This window comes from Haloplanus sp. HW8-1, from assembly GCF_023703795.1.
Taxonomy (GTDB): domain Archaea; phylum Halobacteriota; class Halobacteria; order Halobacteriales; family Haloferacaceae; genus Haloplanus; species Haloplanus pelagicus.
Genome location: NZ_CP098518.1, coordinates 2,070,789 through 2,092,745, shown reverse-complemented (window position 1 = coordinate 2,092,745; position 21,957 = coordinate 2,070,789). Strand labels below are relative to the sequence as shown.

Annotated in this window: 23 protein-coding genes and 1 tRNA gene; 21 read left to right on the top strand and 3 right to left on the bottom strand. The window is 67.6% G+C overall.

Features of this window, described 5'->3' with window-relative positions; translation table 11 throughout:
- Positions 1–14: 14 nt before the first annotated feature.
- The 17 genes from NBT82_RS11155 to NBT82_RS11075 all read left to right on the top strand — a co-directional run bounded on the left by NBT82_RS11155 (position 15) and on the right by NBT82_RS11075 (position 16,198).
- Complete coding sequence (locus NBT82_RS11155; RefSeq protein WP_251328194.1) at positions 15–617, top strand: hypothetical protein; 603 nt, start codon at positions 15–17, stop codon at positions 615–617.
- 222 nt (positions 618–839) lie between these two features.
- Positions 840–1,910: a lamin tail domain-containing protein gene (locus NBT82_RS11150; protein ID WP_251328193.1), complete on the top strand. Its 1,071-nt coding sequence runs from the start codon at positions 840–842 to the stop codon at positions 1,908–1,910.
- Positions 1,911–2,034: 124 nt separating this feature from the next.
- Entirely contained in the window at positions 2,035–3,663 is a 1,629-nt protein-coding gene (locus tag NBT82_RS11145; protein WP_251328192.1) for a COG1361 S-layer family protein, read from the top strand.
- Between the two features lie 73 nt (positions 3,664–3,736).
- A complete protein-coding gene (locus NBT82_RS11140; RefSeq protein WP_251328191.1) occupies positions 3,737–6,073 on the top strand; it encodes an efflux RND transporter permease subunit in 2,337 nt (778 codons plus the stop codon).
- 25 nt (positions 6,074–6,098) lie between these two features.
- Positions 6,099–7,010: a dihydrodipicolinate synthase family protein gene (locus NBT82_RS11135; RefSeq protein WP_251328190.1), complete on the top strand. Its 912-nt coding sequence runs from the start codon at positions 6,099–6,101 to the stop codon at positions 7,008–7,010.
- Between the two features lie 41 nt (positions 7,011–7,051).
- Entirely contained in the window at positions 7,052–7,822 is a 771-nt protein-coding gene (locus tag NBT82_RS11130; protein ID WP_251328189.1) for a CehA/McbA family metallohydrolase, read from the top strand.
- 44 nt (positions 7,823–7,866) lie between these two features.
- Positions 7,867–8,907 carry a S49 family peptidase gene (locus NBT82_RS11125; RefSeq protein ID WP_251328188.1) on the top strand — a complete coding sequence of 347 codons (1,041 nt, stop codon included), beginning with the start codon at positions 7,867–7,869 and terminating at the stop codon, positions 8,905–8,907.
- The gene (locus NBT82_RS11120; protein ID WP_251328187.1) at positions 8,894–9,940 is read left to right on the top strand and encodes a GldG family protein; all 1,047 of its coding nucleotides are present in this window, start codon (positions 8,894–8,896) and stop codon (positions 9,938–9,940) included. The genes NBT82_RS11125 and NBT82_RS11120 overlap by 14 nt, the downstream gene beginning before the upstream one ends.
- A 61-nt stretch (positions 9,941–10,001) precedes the next feature.
- Entirely contained in the window at positions 10,002–10,547 is a 546-nt protein-coding gene (locus NBT82_RS11115) for a peptidylprolyl isomerase (protein WP_251328186.1), read from the top strand.
- 27 nt (positions 10,548–10,574) lie between these two features.
- Positions 10,575–12,056, top strand: coding sequence for an aminodeoxychorismate synthase, component I (gene pabB / locus NBT82_RS11110; protein ID WP_251328185.1), 1,482 nt, complete (start codon positions 10,575–10,577; stop codon positions 12,054–12,056).
- The gene (locus tag NBT82_RS11105) at positions 12,056–12,640 is read left to right on the top strand and encodes an anthranilate synthase component II (protein ID WP_305882147.1); all 585 of its coding nucleotides are present in this window, start codon (positions 12,056–12,058) and stop codon (positions 12,638–12,640) included. The genes pabB and NBT82_RS11105 overlap by 1 nt, the downstream gene beginning before the upstream one ends.
- Positions 12,625–13,491 (top strand): aminotransferase class IV, encoded by an 867-nt coding sequence (locus NBT82_RS11100; RefSeq protein ID WP_251328183.1) that lies wholly within the window; start codon positions 12,625–12,627, stop codon positions 13,489–13,491. The genes NBT82_RS11105 and NBT82_RS11100 overlap by 16 nt, the downstream gene beginning before the upstream one ends.
- 81 nt (positions 13,492–13,572) lie before the next feature.
- Positions 13,573–14,130 (top strand): autophagy-related protein 17, encoded by a 558-nt coding sequence (locus tag NBT82_RS11095; RefSeq protein ID WP_251328182.1) that lies wholly within the window; start codon positions 13,573–13,575, stop codon positions 14,128–14,130.
- 69 nt (positions 14,131–14,199) lie between these two features.
- Positions 14,200–14,284 (top strand) — tRNA-Leu (locus NBT82_RS11090).
- Between the two features lie 491 nt (positions 14,285–14,775).
- Complete coding sequence (locus tag NBT82_RS11085) at positions 14,776–15,009, top strand: hypothetical protein (protein WP_251328181.1); 234 nt, start codon at positions 14,776–14,778, stop codon at positions 15,007–15,009.
- Between the two features lie 343 nt (positions 15,010–15,352).
- Positions 15,353–15,838, top strand: a complete 486-nt coding sequence (locus NBT82_RS11080; protein WP_251328180.1) for a DUF5813 family protein — start codon at positions 15,353–15,355, stop codon at positions 15,836–15,838.
- A gap of 39 nt (positions 15,839–15,877) precedes the next feature.
- Positions 15,878–16,198 carry a DUF7991 family protein gene (locus NBT82_RS11075; RefSeq protein ID WP_251328179.1) on the top strand — a complete coding sequence of 107 codons (321 nt, stop codon included), beginning with the start codon at positions 15,878–15,880 and terminating at the stop codon, positions 16,196–16,198.
- Here NBT82_RS11075 and tmk read toward each other — a convergent pair.
- The 3 genes from tmk to NBT82_RS11060 form a co-directional block, all read right to left on the bottom strand.
- A complete protein-coding gene (gene tmk, locus NBT82_RS11070; protein ID WP_251328178.1) occupies positions 16,195–16,776 on the bottom strand; it encodes a dTMP kinase in 582 nt (193 codons plus the stop codon). The two genes, NBT82_RS11075 and tmk, sit on opposite strands and share 4 nt — an antisense overlap.
- Before the next feature lie 566 nt (positions 16,777–17,342).
- The gene (locus NBT82_RS11065; RefSeq protein WP_251328177.1) at positions 17,343–18,983 is read right to left on the bottom strand and encodes a DUF1102 domain-containing protein; all 1,641 of its coding nucleotides are present in this window, start codon (positions 18,981–18,983) and stop codon (positions 17,343–17,345) included.
- A 2-nt stretch (positions 18,984–18,985) separates the two neighbouring features.
- Complete coding sequence (locus tag NBT82_RS11060) at positions 18,986–19,597, bottom strand: hypothetical protein (RefSeq protein WP_251328176.1); 612 nt, start codon at positions 19,595–19,597, stop codon at positions 18,986–18,988.
- Positions 19,598–19,659: 62 nt separating this feature from the next.
- On the opposite strand from NBT82_RS11060, the gene NBT82_RS20030 reads away from it, so the two are divergent.
- The 4 genes from NBT82_RS20030 to NBT82_RS11045 all read left to right on the top strand — a co-directional run bounded on the left by NBT82_RS20030 (position 19,660) and on the right by NBT82_RS11045 (position 21,949).
- Complete coding sequence (locus NBT82_RS20030; protein ID WP_256476543.1) at positions 19,660–19,785, top strand: hypothetical protein; 126 nt, start codon at positions 19,660–19,662, stop codon at positions 19,783–19,785.
- Positions 19,786–19,836: 51 nt separating this feature from the next.
- A complete protein-coding gene (locus NBT82_RS11055; RefSeq protein ID WP_251328175.1) occupies positions 19,837–20,448 on the top strand; it encodes a DUF7344 domain-containing protein in 612 nt (203 codons plus the stop codon).
- A gap of 6 nt (positions 20,449–20,454) precedes the next feature.
- Positions 20,455–20,994 (top strand): hypothetical protein, encoded by a 540-nt coding sequence (locus tag NBT82_RS11050; RefSeq protein WP_251328174.1) that lies wholly within the window; start codon positions 20,455–20,457, stop codon positions 20,992–20,994.
- Between the two features lie 67 nt (positions 20,995–21,061).
- Entirely contained in the window at positions 21,062–21,949 is an 888-nt protein-coding gene (locus tag NBT82_RS11045; protein WP_251328173.1) for a complex I NDUFA9 subunit family protein, read from the top strand.
- Positions 21,950–21,957: the final 8 nt, after the last annotated feature.

The window sequence follows — 21,957 nt, the reverse complement described above, 5'->3', positions numbered from 1 at the left end:
CGATATCCGCGTCGATGGTCGACGACCGTGTCGGACGGCGAGCGATGCTCGGCGCCGGCGTCGGACTGCTGGCGTCGCTATCGGGCTGTTCGCGCCTGTTCATCGAACCGGAGACGACGACCCCGACCCCCGACGGCGGGGAGCCATCGACCCCGTCGACGGCCACACCGACGCCCGAACCGACCGATCGGCCGGAGCCGACGGCACGGCCCACGCCGACCGCCGTGTCGCTCCCGAACGACCGCATCGACGTGACGAACCGGCGGTTCGCGATCCGGCGGAGTCGACTGGAGACGTTCGCGCTCGTGACCTACCGGTTCGACGTGGAGAACGTCGGGGATCGAACGATCAGGGACGTGGAGTTTCGGGTCGATCTCCGATACGAACACGAGGATATCGCACGCATCGTCGGGACCGACTACCACCGATTCGTGTTCGATCCCCCGGACGAGACGGACGGCGAGGGGAGCGACGAGACGCGCGAAGGGCTTCAGTCCGACGAGATCGATCGGGCGCGAGAGAGCCTCCGGTTCGAGCGCGACGGCCGGGCCCAAAACTCCACTGCCGCCGAACGGTTCGACCTCGAACTCGCCGTTCGTCGGATTCGGTATCTCTGAGCCCACGAGAGACCCACTCGGGAACCGGAGGGCGCCGGACGATCGGGAGGGAGTCACAAACCGGTACGGGTCGTCCGCCGGGCTGTCGTCGCGGCGATCCGTAGCCACCCGTTCCCGTCGGCGGTCGGGGGCGTTGGACGGGCGCGTGGCGTGATCGAGGCGAATAATTAAGTCGGTCGGTTCCGCATCCCCGCTATCTCGGTACCAATCGTCGTCGATTCCGTGGGTCCGCCCGCCGTCGTCGCCTTCGGCCTGGCGTTCGTTCTGGCCGGTGGGACGTACGCCGTCGCCCGGACGGACGCGGTCGACGACCGGACGGCACTCGTCGCGACGGTGACCTTACTGGCCGTCGGCGGCGGTCTGGCAGTGGCGGTGCCGGCCGATCCCGTCGCGGGGGGGAGTGACGGCGGGTCGGCGGCCGTCGCCGATCGGTCGCCCGCGACGGCCGTCGCGACGGGGACCGAAGACGGGGACCGAACGACGACGAACGCGGAGACGGGGGCGTCGACCACCGCCACGCGGACGGCCGCCACCGTCGTCGGCGTCAGTGCAGGCGACTGGATCACGTATCGGACCGAGGGGACACGACGGACGGTTCGACTGGCGGGCGTCGACGCGCCGGGCGTCGACGGCGACGACCCCCGGCAGTTCGATGGCGTGCTGACCGGGAGTCGGGGACGGACGTGTCTCGCCGACCACGGCCGTCGGGCGCTGGTGTCGCTACGGACGCGCCTCGTCGGCGAGTCGGTGCGCGTCGAATCCGTCGACCGGGACGGCGGGGTAACCACCGCAGTCCTGACCGTCGACGGGCGATCGGTCAACCGGCAGACCGTAGCGGGGGGGCACGCACGTGCGACCGACGACCGGTACGCGGACGCCGAGCGGGCGGCCCGCAGCGCCGACCGAGGCCTCTGGGCGTGTTCGACCGTGGTTCCGGATCGTCCGCTCCGCGAGTCGGATGGCTCGAACGTGCGGATCGCGGCGATCCACCCCAACCCCCCGGGTGACGACGGCGCGGCGCTGGCCGACGAGTTCGTCGTCGTCGAAAACACCGGTCCGGAGACCGTCGACCTCTCGAACTGGTATCTCGTCGACGGCGACGGCCACGTCTACTTCGGCTTCGGCGAACGGGCACTCCGTCCGGGCGAGGAACTCGTCGTCCACGTCGGCGAGGGCCCGGACCGGGAGGGACACGTCTACTGGGGTTCCCCCCACCCGGTCCTCGACAACGACCACGAGTCGTTGCGGCTGGTCGATGGCGACGCTGACCGCGTGGTCAACGCATCCTACTGATCGAAACGCTCCGAGAGCCCCGGCAGCGTCCGCGAACTCGAATAAACACTTACCAAGTTCAATTGCGTTCGAGTTTGATTCTTGGGATCGTCATCGTTATGTCCGACCGATCGCAGTGGCCACCATGAGGCGGCTCACGATTTTGACGGTCGTCGGCCTGTTGTTGGTCGCGCCGGTGGTCCCCGCGGTCTCGTCGACCGTAGTCTCGGGGAACCCGGAGTTGAGTTACAGCGTCGCCGACGATACCTTCACCGCGAACGGGGAGAGTAGGCTCACGGTCGTCGCGACGAACGACGGCAACATCGAAGACGGCGGTATCGGCCGATTCGAGGATCAAGTGCAGACGGCTCGGAGCGTCCAGATGCGAGTCCTCGAAGGGCAGATCGACGCACCGATCGACGTGAAGTCGGGCACGGTCACGACCGGGAGCATGGGCCCCGGCGCAGCCGCCGAGTTCGGCTTCGACCTGGAGATCGGTGACGCCGAACCGGGCACCTACACCGTGCCGGTCGAGGTCACCTACCGGCACGCTCGGGCGGTACTCTACGACGAAACCAGCGGCGGCCCGGCGAACATCGAGTACGTCTGGCTCGACGAGGAGGAGACGATCGAGTTGACGATTCGGATCGAGGAGCGGGCCAAGTTCGACGTCGTCTCCGAGGGAACCACCGACCTGTTCGCGGGCGACACTGGATCCCTCGGGTTCACGATCAAGAACACCGGGACGCAGACGGCCCGGAACGCGACGGTCCGGCTGACGTCGGGAGCATCGGGGCTGTACTTCGGTAACCCCGCCAACCCGTCGCGGGAGAACGGCGTGTACGTGCAGTCGCTCGAGCCCGGCGAGACGCGCCGCGTGTCGGTACAGGTCGGCGCGACCGACGACCTCTCGCCGGGGACGTATCCGATCGACACCGTGGTCAGCTACCGGGATCAAAGCGACATCGGCAGGCAGTCAGACATGCTGACCACGGGAGTTCGGGTTCGGCCGGAGCGCACCTTCGCCATCGAAGAGTTACGGACACGGAACTTCCGGGTCGACGAGTCCGAGGCGACGATCACGGGACGGGTGGTCAACACCGGGCCGGCGGTCGCCGAGAACGTCGTCGTCCGCCTGCGGGATCACGGGACGGTGACGCCGACGAACGGGGAGGCGGCGATCGGCACGCTCGAACCGGGCGAGTCGGCCGCAGTGAACTTCACCACAGCCATCTCTAGCGACGCCGAACCGGGGTCGAACTCCTTCGGTTTCGTGGTGGAGTACGAGAACGCCGACGGCGACGTGCGGACGGCGTCGAACCCGATCCGCAAGACCGTAGCGATCGAACCGGAGCGCGACCGGTTCCAGGTGTCCAACGTCTCGACGTCGGTGACACCCGGCGGGACGGCACAGCTCAGCGCCGAAGTGACGTACCGCGGCGACAGTCCCATCTCGGCGGTCAGCGCGCGACTGTTCACGAGCGATCCGCTCTCGACGTCCGACGACGGCGCCTTCCTGGGGGGGATGGAGCCGGGAGAGACCGCGACGGCCACCTTCCGGATCAGCGCGACGGGTGACGCGCTCCCCAAGGAGTACGGCGCCTCGATCGAGGTCAGGTACGACGAGGCGGACGGCGACACGGAGTTCACCGACGGGATGCCGATCGGGATCGGCGTCGACGAATCGTCCGGCGGCCCGCCCGTCCTCCCCATCGCCATCGGCGTCGTGTTGCTCGTCGTGATCGGCGGCGGGATCTGGTACCGCCGGCGATGACCGATCCGTCGGCGGTCCGGGCCGCGAGCGCGAGCCACCGTCGGCGCCCGGCGGGAGCCGGGGGTGTGCCGGGATGAGTGCGCTCCGCTCCGCGTTTCGGACGGTCGGGCGGGAGATCCAGGCCCACCCCGTCGCCACGCTACTGGTCGCGCTGGTGTTGCTCTTCGCCGCGTTCGGCGGGGCCGCCCAGATCACGAGCGTCACGGGCGATCAGGCGTTCACCGGCGAGAACCCAACCCTGGAGACGTTCAACGAGGCGTTCGACCGCGGATCGATTTCGATGTTGCTCCGGGGCGAGACGACCGACCCGGCGACGCTCAGGGCCGTCGCCAGATTCGACGACCGGATGTCCGACGTCGAGAACGTCGCGTACGTCGCCAGCCCGGCCGATCAAGTGCGGGCCGAATACGGCCGGATTCCGCGCTCCGAGGCGAAAATCGAGCGGGTGATCGGCGACTCGGACACCGTGATCGTGCGAGTGGTGTTCGAGCCGGGACTCACCCAGCCCGAGGAGCGCCCAATCTACACGGAGGCGCTGAACGCCGAGGAGTGGGCTCGCTTCCCCGCCGGGGTCGACGTGATCGTCACCGGTTCGGCGGCCTTCTCCGCGCAGCTCTCGGAGCTCATCGGACAGAGCACCAATCAACTTCTCGGTCTCGCCGTGGGGCTGATGATCGTCGCACTCTTTTTCCTCTTTCGCGGGGTGCGGCTTCGACTTCTCCCCATCGTCGCGGTGTTTACTGGCGTACTCTACACCTTCGGCGCCATCGGGTACGCGGGCATCCCCAACTCGACGCTGACGAGTTCCGTCTTCCCTATCCTGATCGGGTTGGGCATCGACTACTCCGTCCAGTTCCACGAACGCTACGAGGAGGAGTTGGAGTCGGCGCCGCCACGCGAGGCGCTCCCGCGGGCGCTGTCCGGCATCGGACCGCCGGTGTTCGTCGCGATGCTCGCCGCCGCCCTGGGGTTCGGAGCGACGTGGATCTCCACCCTCGACTCGCCGGCGTTCGTCTGGTTCGCCCAGACCTCCATCTTCGGCGTCCTCCTCACGTTCCTCGCGGGAATCGTCGTCCTGCTCCCCGTCCTGACGCTGTACGCGCGGTTCCGGCGGCACGGGTTCGGCGAGTTGGGACCGCGAGAACTCGCCGACGGTGGAATCGAGGAAGACGACGGTCGCGATTCAGAGGCGAAGCCCGGGACGGCGACCGCCGCCGAGGAGTCGGGCGATCCGACCGACTCAGAGCGGGTCGGCCCGTTGGGCCGGACGCTCGGACGGACCTCGCGGACGCTCGCAGCCAACCCCGGCGTGGTGTTGCTCGTCGCACTCCTCCTGATGGGGGCGGGGTTCCAAGCCGGACGGAGCCTGGATACGATGGCGGACACCGAGGAGTTCGTCCCGCAGGACCTGCCCGCGTACGTCGATCTCCAGCAGTTCCGCGCCCAGACGGGCGGCGGGGCGGCCGTCCAGTACGACGTGTTGGTCACGGGCAGCGACCTCCGACATCCGGCGGTGCTGAAGTGGATGATGCGCTTCGAGCGGGCCGCCGTGGGTGCGCCCCTGATACAGGGGGTCGACTCGCCGGCGTCGCTCGTCGCGGCGCACAACGGCGGGGAGATCCCCGACACGCGGGCGGGCGTCGATCGGGTCCTCGGCGAGGTGCCAGCCCGGGAACGCGCACGGTACTACAACGACGGCGCCGCCCATATCACGGTCATCGGCGCTCAGGACATGACGACCGGCGAGACGCTGTCGTTCATCTCGAACGTCCGGGAGACGATCCGATTCAGCAACCCGCCGCCGGGCGTCGACGCGTCGCTCACCGGGACGGCGGTCATCTCGACGCCGTCCATCGTCGAGCAGATCGAGAGCCGGAACGTGACGACGGGACTGGGCGTCCTGTTCGTCTTCGGGCTCTTGCTGGCCTACTACCGGAACCTGGTGAAGGCGGTCGCCCCGCTGGTTCCGATGGTGTTCGTCATCGGCTGGCAGAACCTCTACATGGCGGCGCTCTCGATCCCGGTGTCGCCGCTCGGCGCGTCGCTCGGTGCCATGAGCGTCGGGATCGGCGCCGAGTACACCATCATCGTGATGGAGCGCTACTACGAGGAGAAGGGTCGGCCGGGGACGAGCAAACTCGACGCCGTGGAGACGGCCGCCACCCGCGTCGGCAAGGCCATCTCCGTCTCGGGGATGACCACCGTCTTCGGGTTCTCGGCGCTGACGCTCTCGCCGTTCCCCATCCTCGGAGACTTCGGCTACCTGACCGTCGGCGTCATCTTCCTAACGCTGGTGGCGGCGCTGGCGACGCTCCCGCCGACGCTGATCGTCCTCGACGGGGTGGCCGAGCGGCTCTCGCCACTGTTCGGGAGCCGAGCGGCCGATGCGGAGCCACAGGGGAACGCCTAATTGGTCGGCTGTCGAACGCCGGACCATGCCGACTGCACCCGCAGACTCGAACTACGGCACCACACTGGTTCCGACGATAACTCCCTTCTCGGAGGGCTCGGTGGACGCCGACGCGGTGGCCGACGTCGCGGAGTTCGTCCTGAAAAACGGGGCCGACGGGCTCGTCCCCTGTGGGACGACCGGCGAGTTCGCGAGCCTCACCGACGCGGAGTACGAGACGGTCGTCCGGACGAGCGTCGCGGCCGCGGACGGCGCACCCGTCCTTCCGGGTGCCGCGTCGTCGAGTGTCGCCGGCACACTCGATCGGATCGACACCGCCGCGGACTGTGGCGCCGACGCCGTCCTCGTCGTCCTGCCGTACTTCCATGGCGAGAACGGGACCGGTGGCAACGAACGGTTCCTTCGTGAGGTCCTCGACGGGAGCGACCTCCCGGTGATCCTCTACAACATCCCCTCCTGTGTGGGGCAGTCGATCGACGCGGATCTGGTCGAAGCGGTCGCGGACCACCCCAATCTCGCGGGGATGAAAGACACCAGCGGCGACCTCACACACTTCATCGAGGTCATCCGTCGGACGGACGAGGAGTTCCACCTGTTCCAGGGGTTCGACAGCCAACTCGTCCCCGGGGTGTCGCTGGGCGCCACCGGCGGGATCAACGCCGTGTCGAACTTCCTCCCGGAGGCGATGAACGGAGCTATCGAGGCGGCGGTGGCCGGCGACCTCGACCGCGCCCGTGACTTGCAGGTGAACCACATCGGCCCCGTCTTCGGTTCGTCGGTCGAGTACGGGTTCGCCTCGACCGCGAAGGCGGGACTGGTCGAGCGGGACGTCATCGACGACGACGCGGTCCGGCCGCCTCTGGTCGAACTGGACGACGAGCAGGTGGCGACGGTGCGGAAGCTGATCGACGGGACGGTCGGCGCCCGCGTGGAGTAGCGAGCCACGAGGCTTATCATTCGGCCGACCGAACGTACGGTGTGAATCAGACGACGATCCGGATCGATCCGCACGTCCACTCCGAGGCCTCCTACGACGGTCACGACCCCGTCGAGTTACTGCTGGAGCAGGCGGCCGAGATCGGACTGGACGGGATCGTCGTCACCGATCACGACGTGATCCACGCGTCACTGCGGGCGGCGGAACTCGCCCCCGAGTACGGACTGCTCGGCATCCCCGGGGTGGAGGTGTCGACGGAGGTGGGCCACCTGCTGGCCATCGGCGTCACGGAGATGCCGCCGCGGCGTGCGCCCCTCGGCGAAACCGTCGCGTGGGTGCGCGACCACGGCGGCGTAGCGGTCGTCCCCCACCCGTTCCAGCGGTCGCGACACGGGATCCCGCGACGACACCTCGGCGACTGTGACGCCATCGAGGTGTTCAACTCGTGGCTGTTCACCGGCTTTCGCAACCGGCGGGCGCGGCGATTCGCCACGGAACACGACTATCCGGCCCTCGCCGCCAGCGACGCCCACTCGGTGCCCCACGTGGGGCGGGCGTACACGGAACTCGTCATCGACGACGTCGACCGGGCGACCCTCGACGGCGAGGCGGTCCTCGCGGCGATCCGCGACGGGGAGATGCGGATGCGCGGGCGGCGACAACCCATCGCCGCCTCGGCGCACCACTACGCCGTCGGATCGGCGCGCAAGAGCGGCTACTACGCGAAACTCGGCGCGCTCAAGGGACGGGCGGCGGCCAGGGCGGGCGCGCTCCGCGGGGCGCAACTGGTGGCCGATCTCGCCGTCCGCTGACGGCTCGACCGACGTTTTTTGTAGTGGTGTGCCAACACGTACTCATGGCGAGCAGAATCAGAGCCCTCCTGTCGCGGATCGCACGCTCGTACGTGCTGTTCGTGGCCGTGGGCGTGGTCGTGGGACTCGCACTGGCCCCGGTAGCGTGGAACGCCACGTCCACCGAGGGGACGGTGGCGGTCGTCCCCCTCTCGGGGACCATCGACGGGTCGACCTCGGCGGGCGTCTCCTCCATGCTCCAACAGGCCCGTAACGATCCCGACGTGAAGGCCGTCGTGTTGCTCGTGAACAGCGGGGGTGGTGGCGCTGCCGCCAGCGAGGAGTTGTATCTCCAGTCCAAGCGGACGGCGGCGGAGATGCCCCTCGTGACCAGCGTGGACGCCGCCGCGGCCTCGGGTGCGTACTACACCATCGCGCCGAGTGACCGCATCTACGCCAAACCGTCGTCGACGCTCGGGAGCGTGGGAGTGCTGGCGACCGCACCGACGGAACTCGAACCGACGGATCTGGTCGCAACGACCGGACCGAACAAACTGACCGGCGGCGACGCCCGGGAGTTCAACTACATCCTGGAGTCGCTGGGCAGCGCCTTCATCGGCGCGGTCTTCGAACAGCGGGGCGACCGGCTGGAACTCACGCGGACGGAACTCGAACAGGCGCGCATCTACAGCGGGACACAGGCGGTCCGGAACGGGCTCGCCGACGACATCGGTGGGCGACAGGCGGCGATCGAACACGCGGCCGACGAGGCCGGACTCGACCGCTACGACGTGCGGATGATGCGCCCCGACGGCACCGCACGCTTCCTCTCGCGGTCGAACTACATCGCGTCGACAGCCCCGGACAAGGAGATGGTCTCGACGGAGTATCTCTACGGCGAGGATCCGTCCGGACCGGTGTTCCTGATGGTGCCCGCGACGTATCTCGACGCCTCGAACGACGACGGGGAGGTGCGTGCCCCCGACACCGAGGGAGACGGCCCCTCGGACCGGCGACTGCCGGCCGACGGCAACCGGACGGTAGCCGGTGACGGCGGGACACCGGAACCGGCCGCCGCTGTAGGAGGGTCACATGTGGTGGCGTGAGGCGGGGAAACGGATCGCGGTGCTGGCGCTTACCGTCGTCGTCGTCGTGGCCGGCGCGGCGATCGTACCGGCGCTGCTCTCGGAGCCCGACACGGAAACGAGCCTCGAGAACCCCGAGTACGCACCGGCCGAGATCGCACCCGACCCCCTCCCCGCGACGGGGACGATCGACGCCGACCCCGGTCCCGACGCCACTACGAACGGGACGGTCCTCATCGACCGGGGGCACGCCAACCGCTTTACACGCGCCGACATCGAACCGCTGGTCGACGCGCTGATCCGTCAAGGCTTCGACGTGGAGTTCTACACGAGCGGTGATCTGGCGACGGCCCTCGAGGACGTCGACGCGTTCCTCGTGATCGATCCAGGGGCGGAGTATCCCGCGGGCGACGTGGACGACGTGCGGCAGTTCACCGGGAACGGTGGCCACCTGGTGATGGTCGGCGAACCGGATCGGACCGCCATCAGCAGTAGCCTCTTCGGCACCTCGATCCAGACCCAACAGAGCCAGCTCACGACGCTCGCGTCCAGTTACGGGATGAGCGTCGACACGCAGTACCTGTACAACCAGGAACACGCCGACGGCACGTTCAAACACGTCGTCGCGCGACCGACGGGCGAGGCGGACCTCGGCGACATCGAGCGGACGACGATGTACACCGCGGCGGCCGTCACCGTCGACGAGGGGACGGTCCTGCTTCGGAGCGCGCCGAACACCCACAAGTCGGGCAGCGACGAGGTAACCGGCGAGTACGCAGTGGCCGTGCGTTCGAACAACGCGGTGTTGCTCGGCGACAAGACCTTCCTGCGCGGTGATCGGTTCAACGTGGCCGACAACGAGCGGTTCGTCGCCTACCTCGCTGAGTTCGTCCTCCGGGGCGAGCATCGGCCTCGGGGAGACGACGAGGGCAAGAGCGACGACGAGGACGGACCGCCGCCGGCGGACGACGGGGCGACCACCGCGACGGCCACACCGACCCCCACGCCGGAGACGACGTCGACACCGACGCCGGAACCGGTCGTCGAGGACTGATCGGTCGGGCACCAATGATCACGGACAGCAACGTTATCCCGCCGGACCGCGAGGAGTCCGTATGAGCAATCCGACTGCGACCCTGCGGACGACACACGGAGACATCACGGTCGAACTGTTCGCGGAGCGGGCACCGAGGACGGTCGAGAACTTCGTCAACCTCGCGGAACACGATCCCGCCGCGAACGACGATCCCGGCCCCGAGACGACGACGTGGGAGGACCCCGAGACGGGCGAGATCCGGGGCGACGCGCTGTACGACGACGTTCCCTTCCACCGGATCATCTCCGAGTTCATGCTCCAGTGTGGGGATCCGACGGGCACCGGCCGCGGCGGGCCGGGCTACACTTTCGACGACGAGTTCCACGACGAACTCCGACACGACGGTGCGGGCGTCCTCTCGATGGCGAACCGCGGCCCGAACACCAACGGGTCGCAGTTTTTCATCACGCTCGACGCCCAGCCGCATCTCGACGGTGACCACGCCGTCTTCGGCGAGGTCGTCGACGGGATGGACGTCGTCGAGGAGATCGGCTCGGTTCGGACGGACCCGAACGACCAGCCGACCGAAGACGTGCGCTTGACGTCCGTGGATGTGGATCGCTGAGCGGCCGGGACCGACGCGATCACGCCGATGGACACAGCCACCGGCGGGGAGGACCGTTCCGTGACCCCGTCGGTCGAGACGTCGCTCGACGTGTTCCGTACGGCAGCCGCGGGGGCGCCAACGAACGCCCGCGTTCCGGTCGAGGTGACCGTCGACCTCGACCCGTTCGAGGCCTACCGCCGGGCGCGCGGGGCGGCGCCCTCGGTGTTCTTCGAGACGTCGGGCGGGCGGTCGGGGTGGGGCTACTTCGGCGTCGATCCGGACTTCGTGCGCGAGGTGACCGACGACGAAGCGCTCGACGCCGTCACCGAACTGGTCGACGCGGAGTCGCTGGTCCGCGGGGAGTGTGCGATCCCCTATCCCGGTGGCTTCTTCGGGTGGCTCTCCTACGACGTCGCCCGGGAGATCGAGGCCCTCCCGTCGACGACCGTCGACGACCGCGGACTCCCGCGCCTCCAGTTGGCGCGGTACACCTGTCTCGCCGCGTGGCGGGCGAGCGAGTCGACGCTGCGATTCGTCGCGACCCCGAGAGTGGGCGACGACCCGGACGCCGCCTACGAGACAGGGCTGGACCGGGCGCTCGAACTGGCCGACGCGGCGCAGACGGGCGATCCGTCCGTCGGCGAACCGTCGACCACGGGGCCCGTCACCTTCCGGAGTTCCTGTGACCGCGCCGCCTACGGCGACCGGGTGCGGCGGGTCAAGGGGTACGTCCGGGACGGCGACACGTTTCAGGCGAACGTCTCGCACCGACTGACCGCGCCGGCCGCGGTCCACCCGGTCGAGGCCTTCGCCGCGCTCCGCACGGTGAATCCGGCGCCGTACTCGGGACTGATCGAGTTCCCGGGCGTGGATCTGGTGAGTGCGAGTCCGGAACTCCTCCTCGACCGGAACGGGGACCGCCTGGAGACGGAACCCATCGCGGGCACCCGACCCCGCGGCGAGGACGCGGCGGCGGATCGCCGACTGCGGACCGACCTCCGGAACGACGAAAAAGAGCGGGCGGAACACGCGATGCTGGTCGACCTCGAACGCAACGACTTGGGGAAAGTGAGCGAGTACGGATCGGTTACCGTCGACGAGTACCGCCGGATCGACCGCTACTCGGAGGTGTTCCACCTCGTCTCGACGGTCTCGGGGCGTCTCCACAGGAGCTACGACCTCGGGGACGCCATCGGTGCGCTGTTTCCCGGCGGGACGATCACGGGCGCGCCGAAGCCGCGGACGATGGAGATCATCGACGAGGTGGAGCACCATCGCCGCGGGCCGTACACGGGGAGCATGGCTGCCATCGGCTTCGACGGTCGCGCGACGCTCAACATCATCATCCGGACGCTGGTCCGGTACGGGGACGAGTATCACCTGCGGGTGGGCGGCGGGGTCGTCCACGACTCGGTGCCCGACCGGGAGTACGACGAGACGCTGGCGAAGGCGCGGGCGCTGATCACCGCCGTCGATACCGCACTCGGCGACGACGCGGAGATGGACGTGGGGGTGAGCGCACGGTGATGCGGGTGTTGGTCGTCGACAACTACGACTCCTTCGCGTACAACCTCGTCCAGTACGTCGGCGAGGTGGCTGGAGAGGTGCTCGTCCGTCGGAACGACGCGGTGGACGTCGCGGGAATCCGGCGGATCGACCCGGACGCCATCGTCGTCTCACCGGGACCCGGGACGCCGCGGGACGCCGGCGTATCGATGCCGGTCTTCGCCGACCTCGACTATCCCACCCTCGGCGTCTGTCTCGGCCACCAGGCGCTCTGTGCGGTCCACGGCGCCGACGTGGGGCACGCACCCGAGGTGGTCCACGGCAAGCGGTCGACGATCACCCACGACGGGACGGGCGTCTTCGCCGGCCTTCCGGAGCGCATCGAGGTGGGGCGGTACCACTCGCTGGCCGTCGCCCCCGGGGAGGTCCCCGCGGCGCTGGTGGAAACGGCCCACACCGACGACGAGGAGGGCGTCGTGATGGGCGTCCGCCACCGGACGAAACCACACGTCGGCGTGCAGTTTCACCCCGAGAGCATTCTGACCGACGGCGGGCAGCAACTCGTCCGCAACTTCCTGGATTCGAACCGATGCAGTACCACGTAAACGGCCGTCTCGTCCCCGAAGGGGAAGCGACAGTACGGGTCGACGACCGCGGCTTCCGTTACGGCGACGCGGCGTTCGAGACTCTCAGGGCGTACGGGGGAACGGTCTTCGAGTGGGCGGCCCACCGCGACCGACTCGTCGGGACCTGCGAGACGCTCGGGATGGGCGGGGCCGTTCCGGCGGACCTCCGGGACCGCATCCGGGCGACGCTGGACGCGAACGACCTGGCGGACGCCTACGTCCGCGTCTCGGTGACCCGCGGCGTACAGGCCGGCAAACTCACGCCGGATCCCGAGGTGGAGCCGTCGGTCGTCGTCATCGTCAAGCCGCTCCCCCGGGGTGGCGTCGAGGGGGACCCGGTCTGGGACGGCCCGGCGGCGGTGCGGACGGTCGAGCGGCGACGGATCCCGGAGTCGGCGATGCCGGCCGACGCCAAGACGCACAACTACCTCGACGGAATCCTGGCACGACTGGAACTGCGGGGAAGCGGTGCCGACGAGGCACTCGTCCGCGATACGGACGGGTTCGTCGCGGAAGGGGCGACGAGCAACGTCTTCTTCGTCGACGACGGTGTCCTGAAGACGCCCGCCCTTTCGGGACCGATCCTGCCGGGCGTGACCCGAGCGGTCGTCCTCGAACTCGCGACGGCAGCGGACGTTCCAGTGGAGACGGACGCCTACGGCGTCGACACGGTCCGCGAGGCCGACGAGGCGTTCCTCACGAACACGACGTGGGAGGTCAGGCCCGTGGCGGCCGTCGACGGTGTCGCCGTCGGCGGCGGCCCGGTGACCGATCGGCTCGCGGCGGCGTTCGACCGGCGGGTCGAGATGCGACACTACCGTCGGGAGTGACCCACGATCCGTCGAGAACCTACCAGTACGCATATTATTGTCTGACGATGGTTTATGAGCGACGCGACCCGTGTTCGGGACATGGACGTAGATCCCATGGACACGGCTCGCGCCGAACCGGACCGTACCGAAGAGACGACCGAGGCCGAAGCGACGGCCAACATCGTCGCGACGGACGGGGAGACCGACGACGCCGCGGACGGAGCGGAGATCGACGACGTCGCGGACGGAGCGGAGACCGACGACGCCGCGGACGGAGCGGAGATCGACGACGTCGCGGACGGAGCGGAGACCGACGACGTCGACGCGGTCGAACCTCTGACGATCACGTTGCCGGACGGAAGCGAGAGCGTCTCGGAGGCGATTCTCTCTCACCGGCGGATGCTGACGAACCCGGCGGACCACGGACTGGTGTCGGCCGACGAGGCCGACGAGGTACTCGATACCATCGAGGAACTCGCCGAGGAGGTCCCCGAGGACCTTCGCGACGACCTGGCGGACCTCGAAGCGTCAGTCGAGGGGCTGACGGAGCGACTCGACCGACAGGATCGGCAGATCGGGGAACTCCAAGAGACGGTCGAGTCGCTCGCGGACATCCTGGGGGCGTCGGTCGAGTTCCAGCACCGCGACGGGGCGTAGTCCGAAGGACTCCAGTCGACCGTGAGGATCGAAAGCCACTTGCGACGGTACGGGGAAACGGACACCCGAGCGAGGGTGGCCGAGCCAGGCCAAAGGCGGCGGGCTTAAGACCCGCTCTCGAAGGAGTTCGGGGGTTCGAATCCCCTCCCTCGCACTGCCGCTCCGAACGACCGTGCGGAGCGTGCAGTGTGCCGAGGGGTTCGAATCAGGGAGTGGAACGACCGTGGTTCGAATCCCCTCCCTCGCATCGAGCGAGGCGCCCGTCCGCGCCGAGCGAGTACGTCGGGATTCGTCCCCTACCGGACGAGCGAAGCGAGTCCGGTTCCGGTTCGAATCCCCTCCCTCGCACTGCCGCTCCGAACGACCGTGCGGAGCGTGCAGTGTGCCGAGGGGTTCGAATCAGGGAGTGGAACGACCGTGGTTCGATCTCCGGTCCGCGATGATCGGTGCACTCGCCCCGGCCGGTCGGCCCGTCACCGGTGACAGGTTTGACACTCCCATCCCGAACCGCATCGGGTATACGGTTCGGTGACCGTTCGCGGGCGACATACGTCCGGATCGGAGGTCCCTCGCGTAGGTCGTCGCGCCGAGCCAGACGGGTGGCGGCCTCGTGACGACCGGACGGAGTCGTCGGTGGGAACGTCGATGGACGCCGACGGCGACATCGCCGTGACGATCGACGGCACTGGGTCGGGGCGGATCGATTGGGTGCGGTCGTTCCTCGACGACGGGTACGATGCCGAGCGCCTCGACACGGGCGACGTGAGCGCGGGCGAGGAGAGTGCGGCATCGCGGGGTGGGCTGCGCGACCCGTCCGTCCGGGAACCGCTCGCCGATCTGATCACCCGGCGTGTCACGGGTCGTGGCCGAGTCTCGTGACCTACGGCCTCACTCCCGATGGGGGGTCACCACTCGGCGCGACTGGGCTGCTGTTCGGCGCGGTCGTCGGGGGGCTCGGCGTCGACTGACCGTTCGGTGGCGGTAAGCCGGTCTCGACGTCGAAAAGCGAAAAGCGAGCGTACGGGGAAAGAGGGGTCCGTACGGTCGCTTGCCGCCCTGAATTGGTCCCCGCTGACGCTTCGGCCCTCCAGACGAAGCGTCACGTGGGATAAGCGGTGGAAGAAACTTAAGAGTGCCGCCGTCGGCAGGATGGCGGGGGAGTCACAAGGGCTCGCTCCGGCGACGCGAGGGACTTTTCCTCGCCCATCCCCAGTGTTCGGTCATGGGCGAGGCATCCGGACGAGTGACGCGGGCGTTTCGCGACCACGAAATGTTCGACCGCCTCGACGACGGTCGGTTCGAGGCGACGACGACGGCATTCGACGCGGTCGTGACGGCGACCGAACGTGAGGGACGGATCGACTACGCGATCGAGGTCCGGGCGCCGTCGCTCTCGACGGCCGTCGAGGGCGACGTGGCCGCGGTCGTCGAAGAGGGGTGGCTGGAGACGTTCGAGCGCCGCGTGGCGGACGCCGACGGCGTCGTCAGCGGCGACCACGACCTCGAACCGGCGGTCCGACTGACGGACACGGAGGTGATCGTCGAGACGGCGTTCACCGACATCGACGAACGGCGGGGCGTCGACGACGTCGCCGTCGTCGTCAACTACGTCGAGGGGACGTACGTCCAGGGGATCATTCCGGGGTACGACTACACGGGACCGGTGGCTCGACTCGTCGACCGCGCACGGCAGGGCGCCGACGCGTAGAAGCGACAGGCCAAAGCCGGTCGAGCCCCGAGACTCCCCATGGCGACGCTTCTGGATTTCGGCCTGACGGGCGCCGTCTTCGTGGCCAACGTCCTGATCGCGGCGGTCGCGACCCGCTTTTTCCGCATCCAGCTCCACACCCGCTGGGGGACGGTCGTGTACACGGCGCTTTTGGTTCCCGTGATCCTCGTGACGACGACTATCGTCGCGTTCAGCGTCGGCGTCGGCGTCGACCTCGGGAGCACGGGTGCCGTCATCGGGCTGATGGTCGCCATCCCGATGGCGCTCGGCGTGAGCATCGACGTGTTGTACGTGCCCGCCCCGGACGAGTACGAACTGCCCGACACGACGAGCCGCTAAACCAGTCGGTCGACGGCGTCCGTCACGTCGTCGAGGACGGCGGCCTGCGGGCGCGTGGCGTCGATGCGGACGAACCGCTCCGGTTCGTCGGCCAGTAGCCGCTCGTACCTCTCCCGTACCGCCCGGAGGTGGTCGACGTGTTCGAACTTGTTCGTCCCGCCGCTCCGCTCGGCGGCCGTCTCGGGGTCCACGTCGAGATAGAGCGTCGCGTCCGGCGGACGCGAGACGGGGTCGTGGATCGACCGGACGTACTCGAAGGGGTCGGGAACGTCGGCGTCGGAAAGCGTCGCGGCCTGGTACGCGATCCGGGAGTCCGAGTAGCGATCCGAGACGACGAGCGAGCCCTCGGCCAGCGCTGGCCGGATCACCCGCGAGAGGTGGTCGGCGTGGTCGGCCATATAGAGGAAGAGTTCGGCGAGCGGATCGGCGTCCTCGTCGTCGATGGAGCGGCGGACGGCCTCGCCGTACCACGAATCGGTCGGTTCGCGCGTGAACACGGCACCGGGGTACCGGTCGCGGAGCGCCCGCCACGCGGTCGTCTTGCCGCTCCCGTCGAGACCCTCCAGGGTGATGAGCATGGCGAGGGTGGGTCGGCAGGGAGGTTAAGCGTCGGGGTCCAGGGCCGCGTCAGGTTTGGCGTCGCGGGTGTTCTCGCAACCGGCGGACGCGGGGGCGGCGCCGGGTGCCTATGTCGCGGGTCGGACTCCTACGGACACCCGGTGACGGTGGAAACCCCGCGCGTCGCCGTCCAGTCTGCGATTCCACACCTCGGCTTCGGGCAGTGGAGTGCTTGCAGGACGGACATCGAATATCGGTGGTTCCCACCGGGTCGGGAGTCAGTCGGGATCGGCGAGGTCGGATACTCGGGAAGTGCCCGAGTGGGCATCGTCCAACATCCGGGGATTCCGTCGTTCGGGGGCGACGCCGGGCCGGTTCGTCCGTTTCGCCGATCGGGGCTCACCGGCGGCGTCGAACCGCCATTACGCGACGATGTCACGCCACGGAATCCACTCCACAGAGGACGGCGTGCACCCAGTGGGCAAGAGTATCGTTCGTCTTCAACAGCCGTCTCCACACGATTCGATCGAAAGATGTGAAAACAGGGTGCTCAAGTGGATCTTCGTTCCGTTACTCTCCCTTGGCCTCAGAGATCGGATCCCGCATCGTTCACTTGGCTACTACGCGAGTTGTTCTGGTCGTAGGCACCGGGTCCTCGATCGATCAGGACACCCCCGTCTGCGTCGCTGTCGGCAGAACTGGTAGCGGGAGGACTCCCGGACGACCACCAGTTCTTTCGCAGAACGAGCGCCTCACCACTGAGATTGTCCACGGGATGCCGGAAGTTGTTGAACCTCACCGCGTGACTGCCGCCGAGACCGTTCGATCCTCCAACGAAGATCGCCGGCTGGCCGTAGGTCCCTTCGATACCGTCGAAGTCGTTTCTGACGATTTCGAAGTTCGTGGGGCCAGTAGGACCATTTTCAGTGAGGGAGATCCCGCGGGGCTTTTCAGTCCCTTCGACACCGGAGGTGTTCGCAAGTTCCTCTGCAGCGTTGGGATCCTCGTTCGAAGTGGTCCCGATGTTGTGGATGGTGTTGTCCATGATGACCGCCTCTTGGACATCACCGTTCATCGCGATGCCCTTTGCCCTGGAGTCGTTCTGGTCGACGTCACCCACACACTCGATATCCCGAATGATGTTGTTTCTGACCTCGATTCCGTTAGTCGTTGCAGGCCCGAGGCCACCGGTCGGGTTCATGTCGATGGAGACGCCGCCCGCCCTGACAGCACCCGAGTTCCCGGGCTGATCGGACGTACTGAAGTCTTCGATGATGTTGTTCGCCACGACAAGGTTGTCGGGACCGCCGCCGCTGCCATCCGGTCGGCCCCGGACGGCGTACTTCTCGCTGTTGTTGGCAGGCGCGGACTCGAAGGTGACCGTGAATCCGTCGATCGTGACGTCCGTGGCGCCGTCGACGAGAACAGCCTTGTTCGATCCCGTGCCGAAGTCGACGTTCGCATCCTCCGTCGACGCCCGGATCGTGGTTTGACCCGCACCCGCAAGCGATCGGAGCGTGATATCGTCCTTGTCGATGACGATGGCCTCGTTGTACGTACCGGCCTCGACGAGCACATCGGTCCCGGTGGCGTCGTCGATGGCGTTCTGTATCGACCCGTACTCGTTCTGGTCGGGGTCTTGGCTTACCACGAGGGCCTGCCCGCCGCTCGGCCCCACCGAGTTGGTGCCGCTCGGGTTGTCCACGTCGGCCCGAACCGTCATGGTGAGCGTCTCGCTGGACCCTGTCGACGTGGAGGACGTATCGATATACGCTCCGATGTTTGCGCGTTCGCCTGGCGCGAGCGTGAGCACGCTGTTGGACTGATCGTTGAGTTTCGTGTCGCGTGCCCCGTTCGGGTAGAGGTAGAGGTTCTGGTTGTCGAACTGGCTACCGCCGCCGAATCGCGCCCAGACGTAGACGGTTTGAGTGGCTCGGTTCTCGACGGTCAATACGTTGTCGAAGTAGAATTCACCTTCGCTGTTGACTCCGCCTCCCTGTCCGTTATTCGTGAAGTCCAGCGCAAGCTCGTTTTTGTTACTGCCCTGTGTCGCGTACGCACCGTTCGGGCCGGACGAGGGTGCCATCGCGAGGTACGCGTCGTCCTCGTTGGCGACGGTGACGTCGGCGCTCCGGTCGACGGTCCCGAGGCTGAACGCTCCGGTTCTCATGCCCGCACCGGCCGCAGAGAGGCCGCCGATGCCGAGGAGAAGGTTACGTCGTTTCATTGTTACACCAAACTCGCATCCGCGTGTACGGTGATGTTGTCGAGCAGGTCGGTGCTGGATGTCCCCGTCGTATCGACCTGAATGCTCACCTCGAGGTACGAACCGGGAGACATGTCGACGTGATTGCTCTGGCCCTCTAGGGAGTCGTTTCCGGGAGTCCCGGCGTCGTTGGTGCCGCTCGGAGCCTTCGCCGTCCCGCCGCTTCCTCCTGCGGGGAACGAGTTCTGTGCGTAGAACGTAACCGCACTCGAACTCTCGGTGAGATAGACCCCGACGTCCTGGGTCCCTTGGTTATAGATCGTAAACACCTCGTCGATGTCGGTCACTGCATCCGGATTCACGCCGTCCCCCTGTGTTCCGGAGAAGCCACTCGACGCCGAACCGTCGAGATTGACCTCGAGTTCATCGTCGCTGTTGTACTCGGCGTACGCGGCGTTCGGACCGCCCCCGGACGAGTTGCCGGGCCTCAACCTGAGGTAGGCTGACCCGTCACCCGCGACGTTTACCGTGACACTCCGCTGCGCCGTCGCGCTGGTGAACGCGCCAGAACCCACTACAGCCGCCCCGCTGGCGACGAGCGATCCCGCGCCGATCAATAATTTTCTCCGTCTCATGGTTTCGTTCCGTTCTGTCACGCACTCGTCGGGAGCGCGTGCGTTCCCCGTGGAAGCACACCGTGTTTGTATTCAGTACCGCGAAGGCGACCGATGTCACCCGGATCGTCCTCACGGAGACCGCGAACGTCCCCGAACGCACCTTCTCGGGGGCCGCGAAGACGGTCGACCCCCCCAAGAAATTATGAAAAATAATACACTTTTATGTGACAGGTCGACACGACACACGACGAGGGGAAATGTCGAAAACACAACACCAAGGGGGGAGACACTCGGAGACGATAGCGCCGTCGGAACAGGGCACTCCGACCGAACGGGACCCCTCCCGGGACACGCTGTACGAGGTGCTGGCGAACCGTCGCCGACGGTACGCCATTCACTACTTGCAGTACCACCGTGAGACCGTCGACCTCGGGACACTCGCCGAGCGGGTGGGTGCGTGGGAACACGGGACGGAGCCGGATCGACTCTCGGCGACCCAGCGGAAGAACACGTACACGGCGTTACAGCAGCGCCATCTGCCGAAGATGGACGACGCCGGACTGGTATCGTTCGACCGGCGCGACGGGACCATCACGCCCACGGATACCCTCTCCGAGGTCGACATCTACACCGAGATCGTCCCGAGCGGGGACTTCCCCTGGAGCCGGTACTATCTCGGCCTGTCGGTAGTCGAGTTGTCCCTGATGACCGCCGTCTGGGCGGACGTCTTCCCTCTCACGATGCTCTCCGACATCCAGTGGAGCGTCTTCTGTGTCGTGTGGGTCGTGATCTCCGCCATCGTCCACCAGATCATGACACGTAGGATGAAACTGGGGACCGAACCAGCTCCGCCCGAGGTGCAATCCTAAAGACCGATGGGTCCCGCGAGACACGTCGTTGTCGTCGGCCTCGTCGCGACGAGCGTTCTGGTAGCGACGGGAACCGGCGGATTCACCACGACGGTAGCGGAACGGCCCGTCGAGATAGCTGTCGCCGAAGACGAAGACGCGTTCCTGGGGGTTTCCGACGAAAACCTGCACTGTGGCAACCCCCACGAGAACACCGTTCTCCAGAACCGGTTTCGAACCACCCTCGAACGGATCGAAATCATCGCGACGGTCCCACGCGGGTCGAGGGATGGACTCCGGGTCGACGGATCCCGCCTCGATCCCGGCGACAGCACCACGATCGTTTTCGACGGGGCTGGGTCGTCCGGACGGGGCTACGAGCCCGGCACTGGACCGGGACTGCGGGTGAATCCGTTGGGAAACGAATCCGCCGACACGCTTCGAATAGAAGTTATCGAAGCACGAGGGGTCGGGGTCGAGGTGTCCCTCGTGGAACGGACGTTCACTGTCGATTGTCCGAGACGAGCGCGGGCGCGAAACGGCAACGGTTCTGACCGGGCCGAGTGAAACGGCACTCCCACGGCGAGCCGTTCGACTGCGTTACCTTTACCGTGATACGGGGTAACCGTGAGTCATGGATGTCCTCGTAACCGGCGGGACCGGATTCGTCGGCCGACACCTGTGCCGGGAACTAAAATCGCGGGGTCACTCGGTGACGGCGCTCGCGCGACAACCGAGCAAGGGCGATCTGCCCGGGGGCGTCGAGAAGGCGATGGGGGACGTGACCGCCTACGACTCGCTGGTCGAACCCATGGAGGGACAGGACGCGGTCGTCAACCTGGTCGCGCTCTCACCGCTGTTCAAGCCCTCGGGCGGCGACGAGATGCACGACCGGATCCACCGGGGCGGGACCGAAAACGTCGTGCGAGCGGCCGAGGAGACGGGCGTCGAGAAGATCCTGCAGATGAGCGCGCTCGGCGCCGATCCCGACGGCGCGACGGCGTACATCCGCGCCAAGGGAGCGGCCGAAGAGATCGTCAAGTCGTCGTCGCTGCGCTATGTCATCTTCCGACCGTCGGTGATCTTCGGCGACGGCGGCGAGTTCGTCCCCTTCACGAAAAAGCTCGCGCCGCCGTACCTGACGCCCCTGCCGGGCGGCGGGAAGACCCGGTTCCAGCCCATCTGGATCGAGGATCTCGTGCCCATGCTCGCGGCGGCGGTCGAGGACGACGCCTACGACGGCGGCATCTACGAGATCGGCGGCCCCCAGCGGCTCTCGCTCGCGGACGTCGCGCGCACTGTCCACGGGAGCGAGGGGCGGCCGACGACCGTGATCCCGGTGCCGATGGCCCTCGCCAAGATCGGGCTGTCGGCGCTCGGATCGCTTCCCGGCGCGCCGATGGGTGCCGATCAGTACCGATCGCTCCGGTTCGACAACACGGCCGCGCACAACGACGTGGAGGCGTTCGACGTCGAGGAGGGGGACCTTCGCACCCTCGGGGAGTACCTCGGCGATCGCTGACGGACGTC

Excerpts from the sequence above, each read along its gene's own strand:
- NBT82_RS11155 (WP_251328194.1), top strand. The coding sequence starts at position 15 with ATGGTCGACGACCGTGTCGGACGGCGAGCGATGCTCGGCGCCGGCGTC.
- NBT82_RS11145 (WP_251328192.1), top strand. The coding sequence starts at position 2,035 with ATGAGGCGGCTCACGATTTTGACGGTCGTCGGCCTGTTGTTGGTCGCG.
- NBT82_RS11140 (WP_251328191.1), top strand. The coding sequence starts at position 3,737 with ATGAGTGCGCTCCGCTCCGCGTTTCGGACGGTCGGGCGGGAGATCCAG.
- NBT82_RS11135 (WP_251328190.1), top strand. The coding sequence starts at position 6,099 with ATGCCGACTGCACCCGCAGACTCGAACTACGGCACCACACTGGTTCCG.
- NBT82_RS11125 (WP_251328188.1), top strand. The coding sequence starts at position 7,867 with ATGGCGAGCAGAATCAGAGCCCTCCTGTCGCGGATCGCACGCTCGTAC.
- NBT82_RS11120 (WP_251328187.1), top strand. The coding sequence starts at position 8,894 with ATGTGGTGGCGTGAGGCGGGGAAACGGATCGCGGTGCTGGCGCTTACC.
- NBT82_RS11115 (WP_251328186.1), top strand. The coding sequence starts at position 10,002 with ATGAGCAATCCGACTGCGACCCTGCGGACGACACACGGAGACATCACG.
- pabB (WP_251328185.1), top strand. The coding sequence starts at position 10,575 with ATGGACACAGCCACCGGCGGGGAGGACCGTTCCGTGACCCCGTCGGTC.
- NBT82_RS11105 (WP_305882147.1), top strand. The coding sequence starts at position 12,056 with ATGCGGGTGTTGGTCGTCGACAACTACGACTCCTTCGCGTACAACCTC.
- NBT82_RS11100 (WP_251328183.1), top strand. The coding sequence starts at position 12,625 with ATGCAGTACCACGTAAACGGCCGTCTCGTCCCCGAAGGGGAAGCGACA.
- NBT82_RS11095 (WP_251328182.1), top strand. The coding sequence starts at position 13,573 with ATGGACGTAGATCCCATGGACACGGCTCGCGCCGAACCGGACCGTACC.
- NBT82_RS11085 (WP_251328181.1), top strand. The coding sequence starts at position 14,776 with ATGGACGCCGACGGCGACATCGCCGTGACGATCGACGGCACTGGGTCG.
- NBT82_RS11080 (WP_251328180.1), top strand. The coding sequence starts at position 15,353 with ATGGGCGAGGCATCCGGACGAGTGACGCGGGCGTTTCGCGACCACGAA.
- NBT82_RS11075 (WP_251328179.1), top strand. The coding sequence starts at position 15,878 with ATGGCGACGCTTCTGGATTTCGGCCTGACGGGCGCCGTCTTCGTGGCC.
- tmk (WP_251328178.1), bottom strand. The coding sequence starts at position 16,776 with ATGCTCATCACCCTGGAGGGTCTCGACGGGAGCGGCAAGACGACCGCG.
- NBT82_RS11065 (WP_251328177.1), bottom strand. The coding sequence starts at position 18,983 with ATGAAACGACGTAACCTTCTCCTCGGCATCGGCGGCCTCTCTGCGGCC.
- NBT82_RS11060 (WP_251328176.1), bottom strand. The coding sequence starts at position 19,597 with ATGAGACGGAGAAAATTATTGATCGGCGCGGGATCGCTCGTCGCCAGC.
- NBT82_RS11055 (WP_251328175.1), top strand. The coding sequence starts at position 19,837 with ATGTCGAAAACACAACACCAAGGGGGGAGACACTCGGAGACGATAGCG.
- NBT82_RS11050 (WP_251328174.1), top strand. The coding sequence starts at position 20,455 with ATGGGTCCCGCGAGACACGTCGTTGTCGTCGGCCTCGTCGCGACGAGC.
- NBT82_RS11045 (WP_251328173.1), top strand. The coding sequence starts at position 21,062 with ATGGATGTCCTCGTAACCGGCGGGACCGGATTCGTCGGCCGACACCTG.